At 60.0% G+C, this 17,673-nt stretch carries 16 protein-coding genes; 3 read left to right on the plus strand and 13 right to left on the minus strand.

Annotation, left to right across the window (positions count from 1 at the left end):
* Positions 1–114: 114 nt before the first annotated feature.
* A complete protein-coding gene (locus DKK67_RS02770; protein ID WP_111494180.1) occupies positions 115–1,152 on the plus strand; it encodes a zinc-binding alcohol dehydrogenase family protein in 1,038 nt (345 codons plus the stop codon).
* A gap of 52 nt (positions 1,153–1,204) precedes the next feature.
* Here DKK67_RS02770 and DKK67_RS02775 read toward each other — a convergent pair whose 3' ends face one another.
* Positions 1,205–2,290: an aldo/keto reductase gene (locus DKK67_RS02775; RefSeq protein WP_111496737.1), complete on the minus strand. Its 1,086-nt coding sequence runs from the start codon at positions 2,288–2,290 to the stop codon at positions 1,205–1,207.
* Between the two features lie 213 nt (positions 2,291–2,503).
* On the opposite strand from DKK67_RS02775, the gene DKK67_RS02780 reads away from it, so the two are divergent.
* On the plus strand, positions 2,504–3,436 hold the full coding sequence (locus DKK67_RS02780; RefSeq protein WP_111494182.1) for an AraC family transcriptional regulator: 933 nt from the start codon (positions 2,504–2,506) through the stop codon (positions 3,434–3,436).
* 47 nt (positions 3,437–3,483) lie between these two features.
* On the opposite strand, the gene DKK67_RS02785 is transcribed toward DKK67_RS02780, so the two are convergent.
* From DKK67_RS02785 to DKK67_RS02830, 10 genes are read right to left on the minus strand one after another with little or no spacing between them, the layout of a single operon-like run.
* Positions 3,484–4,698 (minus strand): hypothetical protein, encoded by a 1,215-nt coding sequence (locus DKK67_RS02785; protein WP_111494184.1) that lies wholly within the window; start codon positions 4,696–4,698, stop codon positions 3,484–3,486.
* Positions 4,695–5,984, minus strand: coding sequence for an ATP-grasp domain-containing protein (locus DKK67_RS02790; RefSeq protein WP_111494186.1), 1,290 nt, complete (start codon positions 5,982–5,984; stop codon positions 4,695–4,697). The genes DKK67_RS02785 and DKK67_RS02790 overlap by 4 nt, the downstream gene beginning before the upstream one ends.
* On the minus strand, positions 5,981–6,991 hold the full coding sequence (locus tag DKK67_RS02795; protein ID WP_111494188.1) for a KamA family radical SAM protein: 1,011 nt from the start codon (positions 6,989–6,991) through the stop codon (positions 5,981–5,983). Before DKK67_RS02795 ends, DKK67_RS02790 begins: the two co-directional genes overlap by 4 nt.
* Before the next feature lies 1 nt (position 6,992).
* A complete protein-coding gene (locus DKK67_RS02800) occupies positions 6,993–8,012 on the minus strand; it encodes a C-terminal binding protein (protein ID WP_111494190.1) in 1,020 nt (339 codons plus the stop codon).
* Positions 8,013–8,068: 56 nt separating this feature from the next.
* Positions 8,069–9,328, minus strand: coding sequence for an ATP-grasp domain-containing protein (locus DKK67_RS02805; protein WP_111494192.1), 1,260 nt, complete (start codon positions 9,326–9,328; stop codon positions 8,069–8,071).
* Positions 9,321–10,214, minus strand: coding sequence for a TauD/TfdA dioxygenase family protein (locus tag DKK67_RS02810; RefSeq protein WP_111494194.1), 894 nt, complete (start codon positions 10,212–10,214; stop codon positions 9,321–9,323). Before DKK67_RS02810 ends, DKK67_RS02805 begins: the two co-directional genes overlap by 8 nt.
* Positions 10,211–11,236: an NAD(P)-binding domain-containing protein gene (locus tag DKK67_RS02815; RefSeq protein WP_111494196.1), complete on the minus strand. Its 1,026-nt coding sequence runs from the start codon at positions 11,234–11,236 to the stop codon at positions 10,211–10,213. The genes DKK67_RS02810 and DKK67_RS02815 overlap by 4 nt, the downstream gene beginning before the upstream one ends.
* Before the next feature lie 19 nt (positions 11,237–11,255).
* Positions 11,256–12,359 carry a pyridoxal phosphate-dependent aminotransferase gene (locus DKK67_RS02820; RefSeq protein ID WP_111494198.1) on the minus strand — a complete coding sequence of 368 codons (1,104 nt, stop codon included), beginning with the start codon at positions 12,357–12,359 and terminating at the stop codon, positions 11,256–11,258.
* A gap of 57 nt (positions 12,360–12,416) precedes the next feature.
* Positions 12,417–13,151, minus strand: coding sequence for a TenA family transcriptional regulator (locus tag DKK67_RS02825; RefSeq protein WP_111494200.1), 735 nt, complete (start codon positions 13,149–13,151; stop codon positions 12,417–12,419).
* Positions 13,148–14,143 carry a DMT family transporter gene (locus tag DKK67_RS02830; RefSeq protein WP_162628727.1) on the minus strand — a complete coding sequence of 332 codons (996 nt, stop codon included), beginning with the start codon at positions 14,141–14,143 and terminating at the stop codon, positions 13,148–13,150. The genes DKK67_RS02825 and DKK67_RS02830 overlap by 4 nt, the downstream gene beginning before the upstream one ends.
* Positions 14,144–14,701: 558 nt before the next feature.
* Between DKK67_RS02830 and DKK67_RS02835 the strand changes: the two genes are divergently transcribed.
* The gene (locus DKK67_RS02835) at positions 14,702–15,628 is read left to right on the plus strand and encodes a glycerophosphodiester phosphodiesterase (protein ID WP_111494204.1); all 927 of its coding nucleotides are present in this window, start codon (positions 14,702–14,704) and stop codon (positions 15,626–15,628) included.
* Between the two features lie 67 nt (positions 15,629–15,695).
* On the opposite strand, the gene oppF is transcribed toward DKK67_RS02835, so the two are convergent.
* Entirely contained in the window at positions 15,696–16,673 is a 978-nt protein-coding gene (oppF, locus tag DKK67_RS02840; protein WP_111494206.1) for a murein tripeptide/oligopeptide ABC transporter ATP binding protein OppF, read from the minus strand.
* Entirely contained in the window at positions 16,670–17,644 is a 975-nt protein-coding gene (gene oppD, locus DKK67_RS02845; RefSeq protein WP_111494208.1) for an oligopeptide ABC transporter ATP-binding protein OppD, read from the minus strand. Before oppD ends, oppF begins: the two co-directional genes overlap by 4 nt.
* Positions 17,645–17,673: the final 29 nt, after the last annotated feature.

Consider the following 17,673-nt stretch of genomic DNA (forward strand, 5'->3'; position numbering starts at 1 on the left):
CAAAAAATTTTAGAGAATGTTTCAGTGATTCGGCTGTTTTTGAAAGTCTAATCCAGCGCCACACTGACGACCATCGATTCCTCGAACACTCGCGACCAAACAGGAGGTCACCCGATGAAAGCGATTGGCTATACCCAGGCACTGCCGATTACCGAGGCGGAATCGCTGCTTGATATTGAGCTGCCCCAGCCCTTGGCCGAGGGCCGTGATTTACTGGTTCAGGTGAAGGCGATTGCCGTCAATCCGGTGGATTACAAGATCCGCCAGAGAGCGCCGGCCGAGGAGGGACAGTACAAGGTGATCGGTTGGGACGCGGTGGGTGAGGTGGTGGCCACCGGACCTGACGTCACCGGGTTCCAGCCGGGGGACACGGTGTACTACGCCGGCGACGTGACTCGTCCCGGCTGCAACGCCGAGTATCAGCTCGTTGACGAGCGCATCGTCGGCCACAAACCGAAGAGCCTGTCTGATGCCGATGCCGCGGCTCTGCCGCTGACCACCATTACCGCGTGGGAGTTGCTGTTCGAACACCTGGAACTGGCACGGCAGGCGCCCGGCGCCTCGGCGAGCTCGGACGACGTCCTTCTGGTCGTGGGCGCGGCCGGTGGCGTCGGCTCCATATTGATCCAACTGGCCAAGACGCTGACCGGAGCCACCGTCATTGCCACGGCCTCACGGGAAGCATCCCGCAACTGGGTCAAAGACCTGGGAGCGGATGTCGTCGTGGATCATGGCGAGCCGCTGAAACCGCAGATCGATGCCCTGATCGACGCCGGCAGGATCGAGGCCGTGACGCATGTGGCGAGTCTCAACGCCACCGATCGGTACTTTGAGAGCTACGTGGATGTGCTCGTACCGTTTGGGCGCATCGCCTTTATCGACGACCCGGCTGCGCTGGACGTCATGAAGATCAAACCCAAGAGCCTCTCGCTGCATATCGAGTTCATGTTTGCCCGCTCCATGCATCAGTCCCGCGACATGCAGGCCCAGCACGAGCTGCTTGAACAGGTCGCGGATCTGGTGGACCGGGGTTACATCCGGACCACGACCGGCAAGCACCTGGGCCGGATCAATGCTGAGAACCTCAAGGCCGCACACGCCGAACTGGAGTCCGGGCGTGCGGTGGGCAAGATCGTGTTGGAGGGATTCTAGACGTCGATCGTCGGGGCGCCCCCGGGGGAAGGGACCGGGGGCGCCTCGGACCTCACCCTTTCATGTGGGCGCGGTACTCTCCCTGACGTTCCAGCATCCAGCCCGGATATTCCGCTGGCAAGCGGCTGACCTCATCCAGGGCGGCCAGTTCGTCGTCGGAGAAGCGAATCTGCGCCGCGCGGATGTTGTCCTGCAGTTGATCCACCCGCTTGGCGCCGACGATGACGCTGCTCACCGCGTTCTGGTGGAGCAGCCAGGCGAGGGCGGTCTGCGCCACACTGACCGACTGCCCGCCCAGGGTTTTGCCGGCGGCGATCTCGCGCAGGACCGCGATGATCTCGCTACCGCGCTCCCGGTTCACCGGTGGGAAGTCGAACTTGGCGCGGCGGTTTTCCGCGGAGGCGTCTGGCCCCTCGTATTTGCCGGACAGGTAACCACCGGCCAGCGGGCTCCACACCATCAGGCCGATGTTCTCGGATTCCAGCATGGGAATCACTTCCCGCTCCAGGTCCCGACCCACCAGGGTGTAATAGGCCTGCAGCGACAGGATCGGACAAAGCTGGCGGGCCCGGGCGATGCCCACGGCTTTCATCACCTGCCAGGCGGCCCAGTTCGACAGGCCGATGTAGCGGATATGGCCGTGCCGGACCAGGGTGTCCAGCGCCTCCAGGGTTTCCTCGATGGGCGTGGCCGGGTCAAAACCGTGGATCTGGTACAGGTCAATGTAGTCGGTCTGCAGGCGCTGCAGGCTGGCCTTGCACTCGTTCATGATATGGCCGCGGGACGCGCCCCGGGCGTTGGGGCCGGCGCCCATCGGGCCCAGCACCTTGGTCGCCAGGACCACGTCCTCGCGACGCACCCCGAGGTTCTTCAGCGACTGGCCGACGATGCGCTCGCTGTTGCCGCCGCCGTAGACGTTGGCGGTGTCGATGAAGTTGATGCCCGCCTCCAGGGCGGTTTTCACCAGCTCGTCGGCGGGCTCCTGTTCCAGCTGACCGATCAGCCCCCACATGTCGTCGCCGCCGCCGAAGGTCATGGTGCCCAGGCACAGTTCCGAAACAAACAGGCCCGAGTGGCCCAGCGTGCGCAGGCGCAGGGGCGCGTCATCGGTGGATCCGGGAATATTGGGTGTCGTCATAACCATTCACCTCATCGTTGTGAAAGAGCCGGCTTTGCGGAATAACCTGCCGGAGCAGGGCAGTGGGTCCATGCTACGGTGAACCGGGCCGGGTCGGGCTGGCGGAAACTCGCAGGCGATTGCCCGATCCTATCAAGGTGGCCGCAAACAAGGGTGCCCATGCTGCAGCGACGTGCCGGAACGCCTATCATCGAACCAGCAAAGGAGACGCCCATGACCGCCCAGCCCAATGTCATTTCGATGCAACCGGACAATCCCGCCCTGACGCAGCTCCGTGATCTTGTGGAGCGGCAATGGCTGGCCCAGGGTCCGGAAACCGCGATCGACGGCTTGCGCCTGACCCGTGCCGAACAGCCCAGCGGTACCATTCGCGCCCTGTACCAGACCTCGTTCTGTATCGTGCTGCAGGGGGCCAAGGTGACGGCCATCGGGGAGACGGCGTATCACTATCGCCTGGGCGAGTGTCTGTTCGCCTCCGTCAACCTGCCGGTGAATTCCCGCATCGTGGAGGCCGCGCCCGACAAGCCGTATCTGGCGCTCAGCCTGTCCATCGATCCGGCCATGATGGCCGAGCTGTTGGTGGCCCACCCGGAAGTGGCTTACCGGGGGCCGAAACAGGCGGCACTGGTGACCGCCCCGGTGCCGGACGACCTGTACGATCCTGTCACCCGCCTGCTCCGTTTGCTGGATGAACCGGAGGATCGCGAGGTCATGGAGCCCCTGATCCGCCGGGAGATTGGCTGGCGTCTGCTGCGCTCACCGCTGGGGCCGGCCCTGCAGCAAGTCGGCATGAAAGACAGTGACACCGCCCGCATTGGACGGGTGACCGCCTGGATGCACGCTAACTACCAGCAGCCCTTCAAAGTGGCGGAGCTGGCGGCGATGGCGAGCATGAGTCCGGCGTCGTTCCACCGGCATTTCAAAGCCATGACCCAGCTCACGCCGGTGCAATTCCAGAAGCGGGTGCGCCTGCAGGAGGCCCGGCGCCTTCTGCTCAGCGCCCATGAGGTGGCCAGTGTCGGCTACCAGGTTGGCTACGAAAGCCCGTCCCAGTTCAGTCGCGACTACCGCAAGCTGTTTGGCGCACCGCCGGGACGGGACAAGGCGGTGATGCGGTCGAACGTGGCGATTGAGAGCGAGGGGTAAGGCGGGGCCCGGTCCCTGCCGGCGCGGCCTCTTGTTCGCCTGGCCGGTCAGGCCAACCGGCTGCTCCGGCTCTCCGAATTGAGAAGTTGCCAACTGATCAGATAAACAATTAGTTCGACAACAATGAAGCTCAGGAAGACCACGAGCAGGAAATCCAGGTTGGCGAATGCCACGTCGATGGACGAGTAGAACAGCGTGGTGAAAAACAGTGAGGTCGCGACCGCTACATTTATGGATTTTGATTGAGAGTGATGGATGAAGTAAGCCCGGAACGCCGCCCTGAAGATAATGAATACGGGAACCAGACAGACGCCGGCCAGGGTCGCATGCCTCGATAAGGCCGAATGGAATATTTCGTCCAGCGGCAGTGTCAGCAACAGAACCCTGGACAGGAGAAGGAACGACACCGGGAATACGACGATCAAGGCCAGTATGAACAGGCCGCAGACCCGGACGCTGATGCTTTCGTGAAAGGCTTTGATCAGAATGTTTTCAAGGTCAATCAGCCCGGCGTATGAGAACGTGATGATCGAGAAGATGGCTGGCCACCAAAACAGGGCGTCATCGCCCCGTCCCGAAAAGTGGACGCAAACCACCACCAGAAAGTTGGCCGTCAAGGTGGCTGCAAATATCAGAAAGGAAGCGTAGTAGGGCCTGAAAAGTTCACTCCATGACAAACGCCGGGGCTCGAAGAACGAAAGAGCGCTGAACCGGGTTGATAGGATCAGGACGAAGGCCTCAACGTAGGCTCCCAGCACCAGGGCATAGATTGCGGCCCACTCCTCCGTGATGCCATTGACGATAAACAGATAGCAGCCAATGGTTGAGAAAAGAATCCGAATCGCGGACGCGCCAAAGATAATCCGGGTGTTGTTCTCCAGGATGCAGACGCCCTGAAAATACCGTCTTGCGCCAACGGCCAGAAGCGATAATGAAAAGAAATGCATCAACTCCAGGAAGGCCGGAGACCTCGCGGCATAGAAGAGCTCAAGCGCCAGGTTGAAGATGGCAAAAACCAGGAGCGTTACGATGGCGGCCAGAGCAAAGGACTGGGCGGATTTGTTGGTTTTGATGACCACCGTGCAAAGCGGGAACACGAACGAATTGGCGAACATGAAGATCCCCAGGGCGACCGCGTAGTCGGCGGAGGACTCCGGGCGGAAATAGGAAAGTGTCGCCGCAATAATGGGAAGTTCGATGCTTAACAGCGCACTGCTGAGTGCGCTGGGAAGCCATAGGCGGAACAGGCCGAGGGTATTCAAGATTCTGTACCGTGAGCCAGGACCGGTTCGATCGAAACGGGGGCGACCGGCTCCTGGCGATAGGGCCGGTACTGATCACGAAGCCAGAAAAAATCCCGTCTGAGATGGGTCAGGTCGTCGTTCCATAAGAGAATGCCCCCCACTTTATCCCGTATGCTTGCGGGACGAGTTTGGGCCGATGCCTCACTCACGTCCCAGGCCACCTGGTAAGGGCTTTCTATCTCGAGCGGATGGCTCGCATCGAGCCTGACACCCTCAATTTTCGGGTACCACATCCAGGCGGCATACAGCCCGTCTATACAGTCCGGCGCTTCATACACGCCCATCTGGGCCCTGAAGTGCTGTTCTTCGATGTTGTTTCCCGTTCGCTTGTGGTGCATTTGAGGGATCCATCCCCCGGGGGCTCTCGCCGCAATTTCCAGGAAAACGAGTTCGTCATTCAGTGTGACGAAAACTTCCAGGTGAGTGGCGCCAGAAGGAGCGCCCCCCAGGGCTTCAACAACTCGGGCGTTGAACGCGACCAGCCGCGCATACATGTCCGAGTCTGAAGCGATGGGGATGCTGCCCATGGGCAGCCCTTCCAGGAAGCAGGCATTGGGGTAGGCGTTCTCGCTCACGAAGATTTCCCGGCTCTGGCCACCGACATTAACCGCGTCGATGTGGTACAGGGTGCCCTGGAGGAACTCGTCGAGTTCGTAGTTCTCCGTTGTTGCGTGCTCGCTCAGCCACGCCTCCAGCTCGGGCCTCGAGTCCAGCTTCCTGACCCCTTCGCTGCCTGCGGAATCGACGGGTTTTGCGAATACGGGATAACCCAGTTTCGCCTCGATGTGCCGCGTGTATGCAGCCGGCGATGCCTTGTACGTGACCGGATCAAAAGCCAGGTAGTGAGGCAGGCGAATCCCGGACGCGGCAAGCGACTTCTTCATGTCCAGCTTGTTGGTGTAGAGACGGATCGTGTCCGGTAACGCGCCGGTGATGCCGAAATGTTGCCGGAGGTGTGCAGCCGTGCCGAGGTGATACTCGTCGTTGCACAGAATCCGGACGTCATTCAGGTCGTTTACCGTTTTGATCGTCAGATAGCGGTGGATCTCTTCGGTGATAGACCGGAAGTCGAACGGGTCTGTGACGACGATATCGGCGAAGAACTTCTTCTGGTCATTGCCGAGATTCGACAGACCCAGCTCCCCGGTAATCAGGACTAGATCGTGCCGCGCCTCATTCGCAAGGTTCTTGAAGTCCGACCTGAACGTGACGATGTTCTGGAGAACAAAATAGAGTGGTTTCAATGTCCTTTCCCTTGAGCAATTTCATTCCAGTCGGATGTTGTAACGCGCTTGCCTTTGAAGTCGGACACGCTGCCCGAGTCGTAGGACCAGTGGTTACTCGGCACAACGACTTTGCCCGATGCGCCCGGTATGTCGATGACGTGTTGCGGAAAGGCGAGGCCTGACAGCTGATTTCTCAGGTCGGTCATGATGTTGACCTCATCGTCAAGGTCCATGACGAAACGTCGGGTCGATGTGACTTCCTGGCCGTGATAGATGTAATAGGGGCGAACGCCCAGTTCGAACAGTTTCAGGAACAGGTCTTTCAGTGTCTCCACCGAGTCATTGATGCCTTTGAGGAAAACTGTTTGGGTGATCATGATGTAACCCATGGCTTTGAGTTCCGCGATAAGCTTGATGGCTTTTGGCGTCAGCTCGTCAGGGTGGTCAATGTGTAGACTGAAATAGACCGCTTCCCGGAGCTGACTCAAATCTGCCATCAGCTTCAGGTCGACCTTGTCCGGATTCTGGAGCGGAAACCGTGTGTGGATGCGGAGCACCTTGACATGCTCGAGCTTGCTTAATTCCTCGAACAGATAACGAAGGCCTTTGGGGTTTGTGAGCGGATCGCCACCGCTTGCGATGACTTCATAAATCGTTTCGTCGCCGGCAACGTAATCGATGATGTTGTCGATTTTTTCCTTGGTCAGTCGGCCCGCAGAATCCAGACCAACCCCGACTCGATCCTGACGTTCGCAATACCGGCAGTTGGATACACAGGTGTAAGACAGCAGAGCCAGAAGTTGTCCCTCGTACTTCTTGACGGTTCCAAAGACCGGGGTCGATGTCTTTTCATTGAGAAGGTCAACGCTGGTATCGGCTTCCAGGTTCTCCAGCTCGGGATTGAGCTGGTACATCTCCCGAATGGCCTCACTGCTCTCCATCAAATCGCGTAAGTAAGGAGTTACTTTCTCGGCAAACCTGGATTCTGTGGAGTCCTGTTCTGCTGTTGTCGCTATAACGTCCATATCATAGTCTCTCTTCCGAAGTGTACAGGTGGATCGGTCGACTGCTGTTAACGAGGTTTCTGGTGGGTTTGTTGGAAAGCAGGGACAGAGCCATCTGGGCGGATTTCGTTCTCATCTCCAGAAAGGACTCTTCCGAATAGAAGGCGGAGTGGGGCGTCAGTAGAACCCGAGGATTCGATCGGAAACTGTCGGGAATGTCGGGCTCTGACTCGAGAACATCGAGGCCGGCGTAGGCAACCTTGTTCTGCCGGATGCCTTGCAACAGATCGTCGGAATTTATGATGGCCCCTCGGGCGGTGTTAATGAGGATGACGCCGTCGGGCATGACCTGAAAGGTGGCGTCATTGATCAGGTTCTGTGAGCTGGCGTTGAGCGAACTGTTCACCGACACGATGTCGGATACCCGGGCCAGGTCATCCAGGCTTTCAAACCGAAGGACGCCCTGGGATTTTTCAACGCCGCTGGGCAGGTACGGGTCATAGAAACCGACGTTCAAACCGAACGGTTGAGCGCGTCTCGCAACGGCCTGCCCGATCCGGCCAAAGCCAACGATGCCAAGGTTGCATCCTCTGAGCCGCTTGATGGGTTTACTGACGGCCCAGTCCCATCCACCTGCACGGACATGCTCGTTTAACTCGGCGATTTTTCTGGACAGTGAGAGGAGTATCGCCATCGTATGATCGGCGACTTCCTCGGTCCCGTAATCGGGCGTGTTGAAAACCGGAATGTTCAGTTGGCGCGCCGCCTCGATATCGATGTTGTCGAAGCCCACTGCGGCCTTGATGATGCCTTTGCAGTTCGTGAATTCTGACAGCACCGCTTTATCAAAGTAGAGGGTGTCGAAGGTTGCCCAGATGATGACCGCATCGGCGGCACGCATCAGCTCGTGACGGATGTCCCCGATGTGCGCTATCTGGATATGGACGATGTTGCAGCCCGCCAGGACGGAGCGCTCGACATCGGGTTCGGCAAAATGGTTTTCAGGAACTGAATCAATGATCAGAACGTTCGGAGTTTGCACATCAAATCCTTTTTAGTGCTCGTTTCAGAGGTTTGATTTCCTGCTGAGTGACGCGGTCAACTGCAGGTGACCGGCACATACTGCTGCAACTTTTCAAAGTCCGATCGCAGGATGTCGGGGTTGTCGTTGAAGGCCATCAGAACGCCGGCCGAGTCGACAAGCGAGCGCGATGTCACTTCCATGCCTTCCTTCACGTACCAGTCGATGGTGAAGCGGCTGGCGATGTCCGGGGAATTCAGGGCCCGGATGGTCCCATTGCCGACGGGCAGCAGCGCGGAGATGACGTTGTTCCTCATGTCGGGAACGATGGTGCGGGGGATATCCCGGCCAATGGCCAGCAGCAGGTTCGCGTCGATGAGGTTGATGCTGCTGTTGGCGGCGTGGTAGGGCACGCCCAGCCCGCCGGGAACCCGGGCCGCGATCTCAAGGAAAATCAGGCTGCCGTCGCTTTTCTGGAAGATTTCATGGTGCGTCGAGCCGTTCGCGAAACCCAGCGCGCTGATGATGTCCTGGTTGAACGCGAAGAGCCGATCGTAGAGCGCCTGGGAGGTGACGGGGTAGACCGACAGCGGCTTGCCCTGCACAAAATCAAAATTGGAGCAGCCGAGTTCAAGGATGCCCGAGAAATAAACCTTCCCATCAATCACGAGCGAATCGCACTGATACATTTTGCCGTCAATGAACTCGTTCACCTCGTACTCGAAGTCGTGCGATTCCTCATTGATCAGCGTCCAGGCGTGCAGGAAGTCGTCAAAGCTCTCGACAATGCTGACGTTGAAACTGCCCGCGGCAGAGGTCGGCTTGATGACGAACTTGTCGCCAAAATGCGTGTGGAGCAGCTCAAAGTAGCGTGCCGGGTCCGCGCGGCATAACTCCTGATTGAACGGTGCATAGGCCGGTAAGGCTTCCGGGCGGTGCTGAGAGACCCGATCCTTCATCACGAGCTTGTTCCTGAACGCCGATACGAGGCCGGGACGATCGCCGGGGATGCCAAGCTCCTCCCGGATGAGCGCAGCCAGTTCCACGTTGTCTTCCTGCTGGCAGAAAATCCGGATGCGATCCGGGCCGCCGTGTTTGTCGGCGTAGCCGGAGACCAGCGCTTTGACCTCGTTGTGGGACAGTGCGGGCCTGAGACTCAGGTTGAGACTGCCGGGGACATGATGGACGGCCTTGATAAAGGGCTTCAGGAAAGGATCGACGGTCTCGCTGTCATGGAGGATCAGCACGGTTTCCGTGAGATCGCTGATCATTTCCAGCGTCTGACGGGTGGCAAACTGCAGGTATGATTGAGAGATAAAAATGATGGCATCAGCCATGGCTCACTCCCGTATAGTCCAGGTTCATTCTCCAGAGGATTCTGGCTTGCTCTGGATCCGTCGTTAGGTTGGAGACGTTGCCTTTATGAATGAGGGAGGCGTTGTCCCAGATGACCAGATCGCCGGGCTCGTATCGGTGCTCGATGAAATTGGCGTTGTTGACGACGAGATCCTCGAGTTCGTCGAGGAGGTCCGCGCCAGCCTGACGGTCACCGTCGAGCAGGTGCATGGCGCTGCCGGCGATCGCGAACAGTGAATCGACTCCCGATACCGCATGACGTCTGACCAGTGGATGCACGGTGCCGCCGACGTCCCGTTTGCGATCGTCGGAGAGCGGTTGCTCGGCCTGGTTGGCCTGTCGGGCCTTGCGGCGATTTCCGAACGCGTGTACGACGGCGGTCTGCGCGATGCTGGACCCGGCTTCGCTCTCGATTCGGTCCAGCAGTGGCGGAGTGTTTTGCAGGATGTTCCAGCCGTCCTGCAGGTCAATGAAGTAGGTGCTGGAACTGGCCTCGCTGGCATTGACGGCGTACAGCGCGGTCAGGATGTTGGGCCTCGGGTAATACGCCATATCCGAGTGCCAGAACGAACCGCCATCGGTGATGCCGCCGGTGTTGCCCCGGGCGTCGATATGATCCGAGAGCGTCACGATGTTCCGGTGACCCGGAAGCGAGTATTCCTCCAGCACGTGAGGCACGGGGCTGCCCATGAGCCGCATCCGGGATTCATACCCGGCCGCGTCAAACTGCTGGTTTTTAACGATAACGACGCGTTTACGGAACACCAGATCCCTGATCTGCCGCTGCTGTGTCTCGCTGGCGGTTCTCAGATCGACGCCGTCCACGACGCACCCAAAGTCCCGCGCATGCAGGTTTCTGATCTTCATGCGCTGTACCTCGGGCTCACCATGGTGTTGACGGAACGGAAGTCGGCGGCACTGCCGACCCAGTAGATGCCCCGTTTTGTGGCTGGGTCACGGTCGTCCTCGTGGGCATCAATGGAAAAGGGGCGCGATGGTTCCGTGCCGATGGCCGTCACAAAAAGGGTATCCGCGCGGCTGAACGAACGCGTTAAACGGCGGGTGCCGCAAGCCGCCGTGTTGGCCATCGTCGCCTCCGCGATATGGACGTTGTTGTCGGTCCGGTCGATCTCGAACACGATGTCGTCGCCCGATCGCCACAGGTTGTTGTAGATGCTGAAGGAAATGCCCGGCGACGTTCGCTCGGTCTGTGACTTCCAGATCTTCTCGACGGTTGCCTGCGATTGGGCGCGCAGTGCGAACCGGTCCGTGGTTTCGATGGGGTAAATCCCCGGGTAGGTTCTCGCGAGAATGTGCGCGTTGTAGCCCGTAGACATTGCCAGCAGGGCAATCTGAAAGGCCGAGTTCCCACTCCCGATAATGACGACATCCGTTTCGGTCGGTGGGCGGGCCGACGGGTCGGAAAAGTGGTGGTAGGCGTCCAGGCAGGCCATCGTGCGGCAACCCGCCAGACAGGTGGTCCGGAAGGGTTTGGGTTTGATGCCGGTGGCAGCCACGATGTGCCGCGCTTTCAGCGCGTGCTTCCCGTGTCGCTGCAGGTCGCATGAATAGTGCGTGCCATCAAAGGACACGGCGGTCACGGTGTCGGTGATTTTGTCGACGGGCAGGCTATCGGCGTAGTGCCGAAGATACTGCATGTAATGGCTGGCACGCGGAGACAGCGTCTTCTCCGTCATGAAATGGGCGAGGGGAACCGGGCTCCCCGGGAGCTCAAGTTCGCTGCAATAGGATTGCAGGTAGTGATCGCCCATGCACTCCATCACGCCGCCCCACTGGGGTGAAATCAATGAGACGCGCTTTCCCATGGCGCTCAAGCGGTGTGCTTCCATCAAGCCGGCCGGGCCGGCTCCCGCAACAAGGTAGTCCATTTTGCCAAAGCTCCTTTTCTCAAATATCGCGCGGCATATCCTTTAGGCGATTCGTGGCGCAAGTCATGACGTCGTCGGAAACGGAGAAGGAAAACCGAAGCCATTTTTCGGCGTTATCCTGAAAGAATGGATCGAGAGGTAACGGTGTGACCCCGATTTTCCGGGTCAGGAAGATGCACTGCTCCTCGGCGCTCAGCCTGAGCAGTGCGTCGTGCCTTGCCATAATGAAGTGGCCGGCGCTGGGCAATACGGTGTCGTAGCCCGCATGCGTCAGGGCCTCGAAGAGCCTGTCCCGCCGGTCTTGATAGCGGCGCCGCAACGGCTGCTGTTCGTCCCGGATGCGTTGGCTGACCGTAACGACGGCGTTATCGATGATGGCCGGCGTGCAGTTGGACAGATGCATCCGAATGCTCCGGCATTCCTCGATGAGCGGCTCAGGCCCTATGAGCCAACCGGCCCGGACGCCGGCGGCAAGAAACGATTTCGACCACGAGGATGCGATGAGTATCCCCGCCCTGAATAGGCGGTCATAGTCCAGGATGGCCCCGTCGTAGTTGAAGTCTCTGTAGACCTCATCAATGACCGCATGGCATCCGGCCTGTGCGATCAAATCGCAGAGGTGGTGCTGGTCTGCAACCGACAAGGCGTGGCCGGACGGGTTGTGTGGGGTATTGATGATGAGCGCCGTATGCGAATCGGGGCGCAGCGCCAGGATGGATTCCCAATCGATGCGGCCGTTTCTGACGTCCATTCGAACCGGCTGGAATTCGAGTCCCGCGATGTCACAAAAGCCGGGGTAGTAGGCGTAGAACGGCTCCAGTGAAATGGCCCGGGTGACGCCTCTCGCCCTGAATGCCAGAAGCGCGCAGACGAGGGACTCCGTGCAGCCTGATGTGATGGCCACGGCGGTTTCACAGGACGTGTCATACTGTTGCCTGACGCTGGACTTGAGCGCCTCTGATCCGCCCGGGCTGGTGTACTGCCAGTTGACATCACACTGTGTTGTGACGGCCTTGAGCCAGTCAGAATCATAGTCGTTAACCGGTATACCCTGAGACAGATTGGCCGCACCCTCTCGATTGGCGAGGTCGGTCATCTCGTGAAAAATCAGCTGCTTTTTCATATCTCCCCCGGGAACCCGGATAACGACTATGAACGTGCTGTGAGTCCGCCTGTGGTGCTAGGCGATCTTCAGGGCTTCGTCTTTCTGAGTGGCACCGAGTGCGATGCGATTGAGGCCTTCCCAGAATTGCTGGAGCGATTGCAGTACCTGGTCCGCACCGGACAGAACCTGGGCCGCGGATTCGTCGTCGGTGACGGCGGCCTGGACGGCATCCTGGATCCAGTCGACGTGGTTGCTCTCAATCAGGATGTGGAGGTAGAAGTAGTTGTAGTCTTCATGTTCCCAGCCCTCGTAGCGCCGGAAGCCCTCGTACAGGTTCACGATCATGGGGAAGCCGAACTCCTCGATGACGTAGTGCGCGCCGATGGCGTAGTTGGGGTGTTCCGACAGGAACAGGCGTTCAAGGTCCTGCACCAGTTGGCGGGCTTCAGGGCAGTGTTCGACCGTGTCGATGTCTTCGAGCGTGACCCCGAGGCTGCTCAGGGAATCGGTGAACATCTTGAAATGAGGATCGCCGTGCCCGTCCCCCAGCTCGGAGACCACCGTGCGGCAGATTTTCAGTCGAATCACTTCGTCATCGACCCGTGGCGCCAGGCCGGACAGGATTTGCGGAAAGGTACGGATGTAGTAGTAATACTGCTGAAAGACGTCTTTCAGCGTCGGCTTGTCCAGGGTTGTGCTTCTGAACGTCTGGTAGAACGGATTGTGGTTGATTCCCGACTGCTCAACTTTCTGTTGGATCTGGTTTACAACCTTGTCGCCAAGTTCGACGGAATCGATTTGCTGCGTCATCTTGAACTCCCTTCTTCTCTTAGTTGAGTTTCGACCGGTCCTGGTCGATCACTGTGATTCAGCCAAACGTTTGAAATGATGACTGAAAGACAGACCATTAAGACGAGAATTGGCGTGGTGATATGGCCCCATGGGTTGATGACGAATTCCGCCGCCAACGCCAGGGCGGGGACCAGAGGGGTCATGACAGACACCCGGCTGGCCCCGAGATTCTTGATGGAGGTCTGGAGAAACAGTACCGGCAGAACGACGATCGACAGCGCCAGGAACATCAGCTTCCAGGCCAGCCCGTTTTCGTTGGATACCACCAGTGCGAATTGTTCATGCCCCAGGAAACCGGTCACGACCAGTAGCAGGACGAACCGGGTGGTCAGCACCTGGAGCAGGGTGGCGCCCCACTGGCGATGGGCCGCCCCCGTGACATGGACGTAGAGGCCGGCGGTGGCACCGGCGATGAGGGCGAGCGCGATCCCCTGGATGATTGTTGAGGTGTGGCTGCTCTCCATGCCGGCGAGGGAAAAGCGGGATTCCGCGAGCAAGGTCAGAAACAGCAGCGTCAAAGCGGGGCCCAGGGCGCGTTTGAGCGTGATCCCCTGGGCCCGGGCCGAGCAGACCAGCACCGTCATCGGGATGATTCCCTGATAGAGGGCCGACTCAACGGACGCCTCCACTTTCTGTAGGGCGAGAAACATGAAGTACCAACTGAACAGGGTCAGGACATTGGACTTCACGATCAGGGATTTATTGTCCAGCACGAAAAGGAGGATGTTTTCCTTCTTCAGGAACGCGCACGAGAGGAAAAAGAGCTGGGCAACGAGCAGCGTGGTAAACGTCAGCGTGGCGCCGTCGATCCTGGTGAAGCTTTCCGACACCCAGACCGCTGCGAAAGCAGTGAGCAGACAGTAGGCCGTGATGCAGAGCCATCCAAGGGTATTGGCCGACACAATGGCGTTGGGGAGCTCGTCCAGAGCGTGAGTCTGATTTTCGTCCATAAATAACCTGATCATACGTCCTTGTATGACGTGAATGAGTCGCTGACTGGTTAGATCGATTCTTGTTATGGGCCGCTTGCGGCAGAACGCGCGCAGCCGATTATCAAGGCCGTGAGGGAGGACCTGTCGCCTTCATCCCTGGCGAGATCCGTTTTTATTCTGGCCTTTGACCCAGGCTGTGATCCGTTCAGCCCGGGCTTTCTTCTGGGGTTGGCACTGCAGAGGTGTTGAGTAGCGAGCTGGCTGAGCGTTGCTCCACCTAAACGGCTCTTCGTACACGCGGAACGATGTGCCGTCGAATCGCTCTCAATCGGTTTTCATTCAGACTAGGGGGAGTCTCTGCCGAGATAAAGCGCATCCAAGAAAAGGACTTGTTCCCGTAAGACGGTAATCGAACAGGCGGCCCGCGACCTGTGTTCGGGAGGCCGCAAAGGGCCTGCCGACCCGGTACCGGGCAGGATGACGCACGCGGCAATCGCTTCGAATTCAAACGGTCGTTTGCCAATACGTTGCCTGACGCGTTAGGTTATTGAACACACGTTCAATACAAGGAAGCTTATGACACACCTCATTCGACACGCCTCCGCCCTCGCTCTGGCAGTGGGTCTTGCCGCACCGGTGACGAGTCAGGCCGACGCCCTCGAACGCCAGCTCGATGCCCTGCAGGACTTCCAGGTCATTGCTCATCGCGGCGCCAGCGGCTATGCCCCGGAGCATACCTGGCCGGCGTACGAGCAGGCGCTGGACATGGGCGCCGACTACCTGGAACTGGATCTGCACATGAGCGCCGACGGCGAGTTGGTGGTGATCCACGACGACACCCTGGACCGCACTACCGACGGCGAAGGCAAGGTCAAGGATCAGGATCTCGCGGCCCTGAAGGCCCTGGACGCCGGCAGCTGGTTCAACGCGGCGCACCCCGAGCACGCCGACGACGCCTATGCCGGCGCCCGGCTGCTGACCCTGGATGAGGTGATCGATCGCTACGGCGATGACGTGCGCTATTACATCGAGACCAAGTCGCCCGAGCGCTATCCGGACCTGCAACGGGCGCTGGTGGAGACGCTTGAAACTAACGGTCTGATCAAGTCCGGGTCAGTGGTGATCCAGTCATTCAGCCGGGACAGCCTGCAGCAGGTGCACGCACTGAACGCCGAGATCCCACTGGTGCAGCTCGTGTGGTATTCCCCAGCCGAGGATGGCAGCGGCCTGACCGAGTGGACGGGCGTTACCCCGGCACCGTCCGAAATCACCGACGCCGACTTCCAGGCCATTGCCGACTATGCGGTGGGCGTCGGACCCAACGTGACCTACGACGGCGACGACGTCATCGACGTCAGCTTCGTCGAACAGGCCCACGCCAACGGCTTGCTGGTGCACACCTACACCATCAACGAGCCCGACCAGATGCGCCGACTGCTGGACTGGGGCGTGGACGGCATGTTCACCAACTTTCCGGATCGGCTGGTCGAGATTGCCGATTAATCCCGCCGTTGCTTAACCCGCCCGCCGGAGGAAATCGCGGGCGACGGTTTTCTCCGGCGGGGCGCCGTCACACGTAAGGGCACGCCACCCGATGGCGGTGATCGCCCTCCAGTTGCGGAACCTGCTCGGCGCAGGCGTCCCGGGCGACCGGGCAGCGCGTGCGGAAGACGCAGCCCGAGGGTGGGTCGATCGGGGACGGCAGTTCCCCCTCCAGCAACTGGATGGCCTTGTTGCGCTCGATGTCCGGGTCGGGAATCGGCACCGCCGACATCAGGGCGCGGGTGTAGGGATGCCGAGGTGCGGCGTACAGGGCCGTACCGTCTCCCGCTTCGACCGGATGGCCCAGATACATCACCATGACCCGATCGCTGATGTGCTTGACCACCGACAGGTCGTGGGCGATGAAGATCAGCGATAGACCCATCTCCTTTTGCAGGGACTTGAGCAGGTTGACCACTTGGGCCTGGATGGAGACGTCCAGCGCCGAGACGGGCTCGTCGCAGATCACCAGCTTTGGCTCCACGATCAGCGCCCGGGCAATGCCGATGCGCTGACACTGGCCACCGGAAAACTCGTGGGGATAGCGGTTGATGACGTTCGGCAGCAGGCCCACCTTGAGCATGATCGCCCGGACCTTGTCCGAGATCGCCTGCCGGCTCATACCGGGATAGAAGCTCCTGAGCGGCTCGGCGATGATGTCGCCCACCGTCATGCGCGGGTCGAGGGACGCCAGCGGGTCCTGAAAGATCATCTGGATGTCCTGGCGCACGTTGCGCCAGCCCGTCTCATCCCGGCCCACCAGCTCCAGGCCCTGCCAGCGGATGCTGCCCGCCCGGGACGTCACCAGCCCGATCAGCGCCCGGGCCAGGGTGGATTTGCCGCAGCCGGATTCGCCCACCACACCCAGCGTCTCACCGGCGTGCAGGTCCAGGCTGATGCCGTCGACGGCCTTCAGGGTCTGGGGTTTCGACCAGGGCCAGCGTCGCTCGCCGCGCACGTTGAAATAGACCTTGAGGTCGCGGACCTGAAGAATCGGTTGGTTCATGCGGTCAGCTCCTTCTCCGGGTGCCAGTGGCAGGCCCGCTGGCGCCGGCCCTGCGTCATCAGGGGCGGTTCGTCACGCCGGCAGACGTCCATCACCTCGGGGCAGCGGTCCTGGAACGGGCAGCCTGGCGGCAGGTTGAGCAGGTTCGGCGGGTTGCCCGGAATGGTCGGCAGATCCCCGACCTGGTCGGTGTCCAGCCGTGGGATGGCGGACAGCAGGCCCCGGGTGTAAGGGTGGGTCGGCTCGTGGAATATCTGGCGGGCCGTGCCGTACTCCATGGTCCGGCCCGCGTACATCACCAGCACGTTGTCGCAGACGCCGGCCACGACGCCGAGATCGTGGGTGATCATGATGATGGCGGTGTTGAAATCCCGCTTGAGGTCACCGAGCAACGCCATGATCTGGGCCTGCACGGTGACGTCCAGGGCTGTTGTGGGCTCGTCGGCGATCAGCAGGCTGGGCCGGCACAGCAGCGCCATGGCGATCATCACCCGCTGGCGCATGCCGCCGGAGAATTCGTGGGGGTACATCGTCATGCGTTTGCGGGCTTCCGGCATTTTCACCGCATCCAGCATCCGCACCGACTCCTCGAAGGCCGCCTTGCGGCCCATGCCCTTGTGCAGCCGCAGTACCTCCGTCAACTGCTCGCCGACCCGCATGTAGGGATTGAGCGAGGTCATGGGGTCCTGGAAGATCATCGCGATTTTTTCGGCGCAGATCCGGTTCATGGCCTTCTGGTCCAGGCCCAGTATCGATTGGCCTTCGAACACGGCCTCGCCGTCCACCCGGCCGTTCCTGGCCAGCAGCCCCATCAGGGCGAACGCCGTCTGGCTCTTGCCGGACCCCGACTCACCCACGATCCCCAGGGTTTCGCCCGCCTCAAGGGCAAAGCTCAGCCGGTTGACGGCGGTTACGTCGCCCTCGGGAGTGGCGAAATGCACTTGCAGGTCATTAACGCTTAACAGACTCATAATGCTTGGACTCCTTTCCACATCGCGAT

It is taken from the genome of Marinobacter bohaiensis, from assembly GCF_003258515.1.
Lineage (GTDB): Bacteria > Pseudomonadota > Gammaproteobacteria > Pseudomonadales > Oleiphilaceae > Marinobacter_A > Marinobacter_A bohaiensis.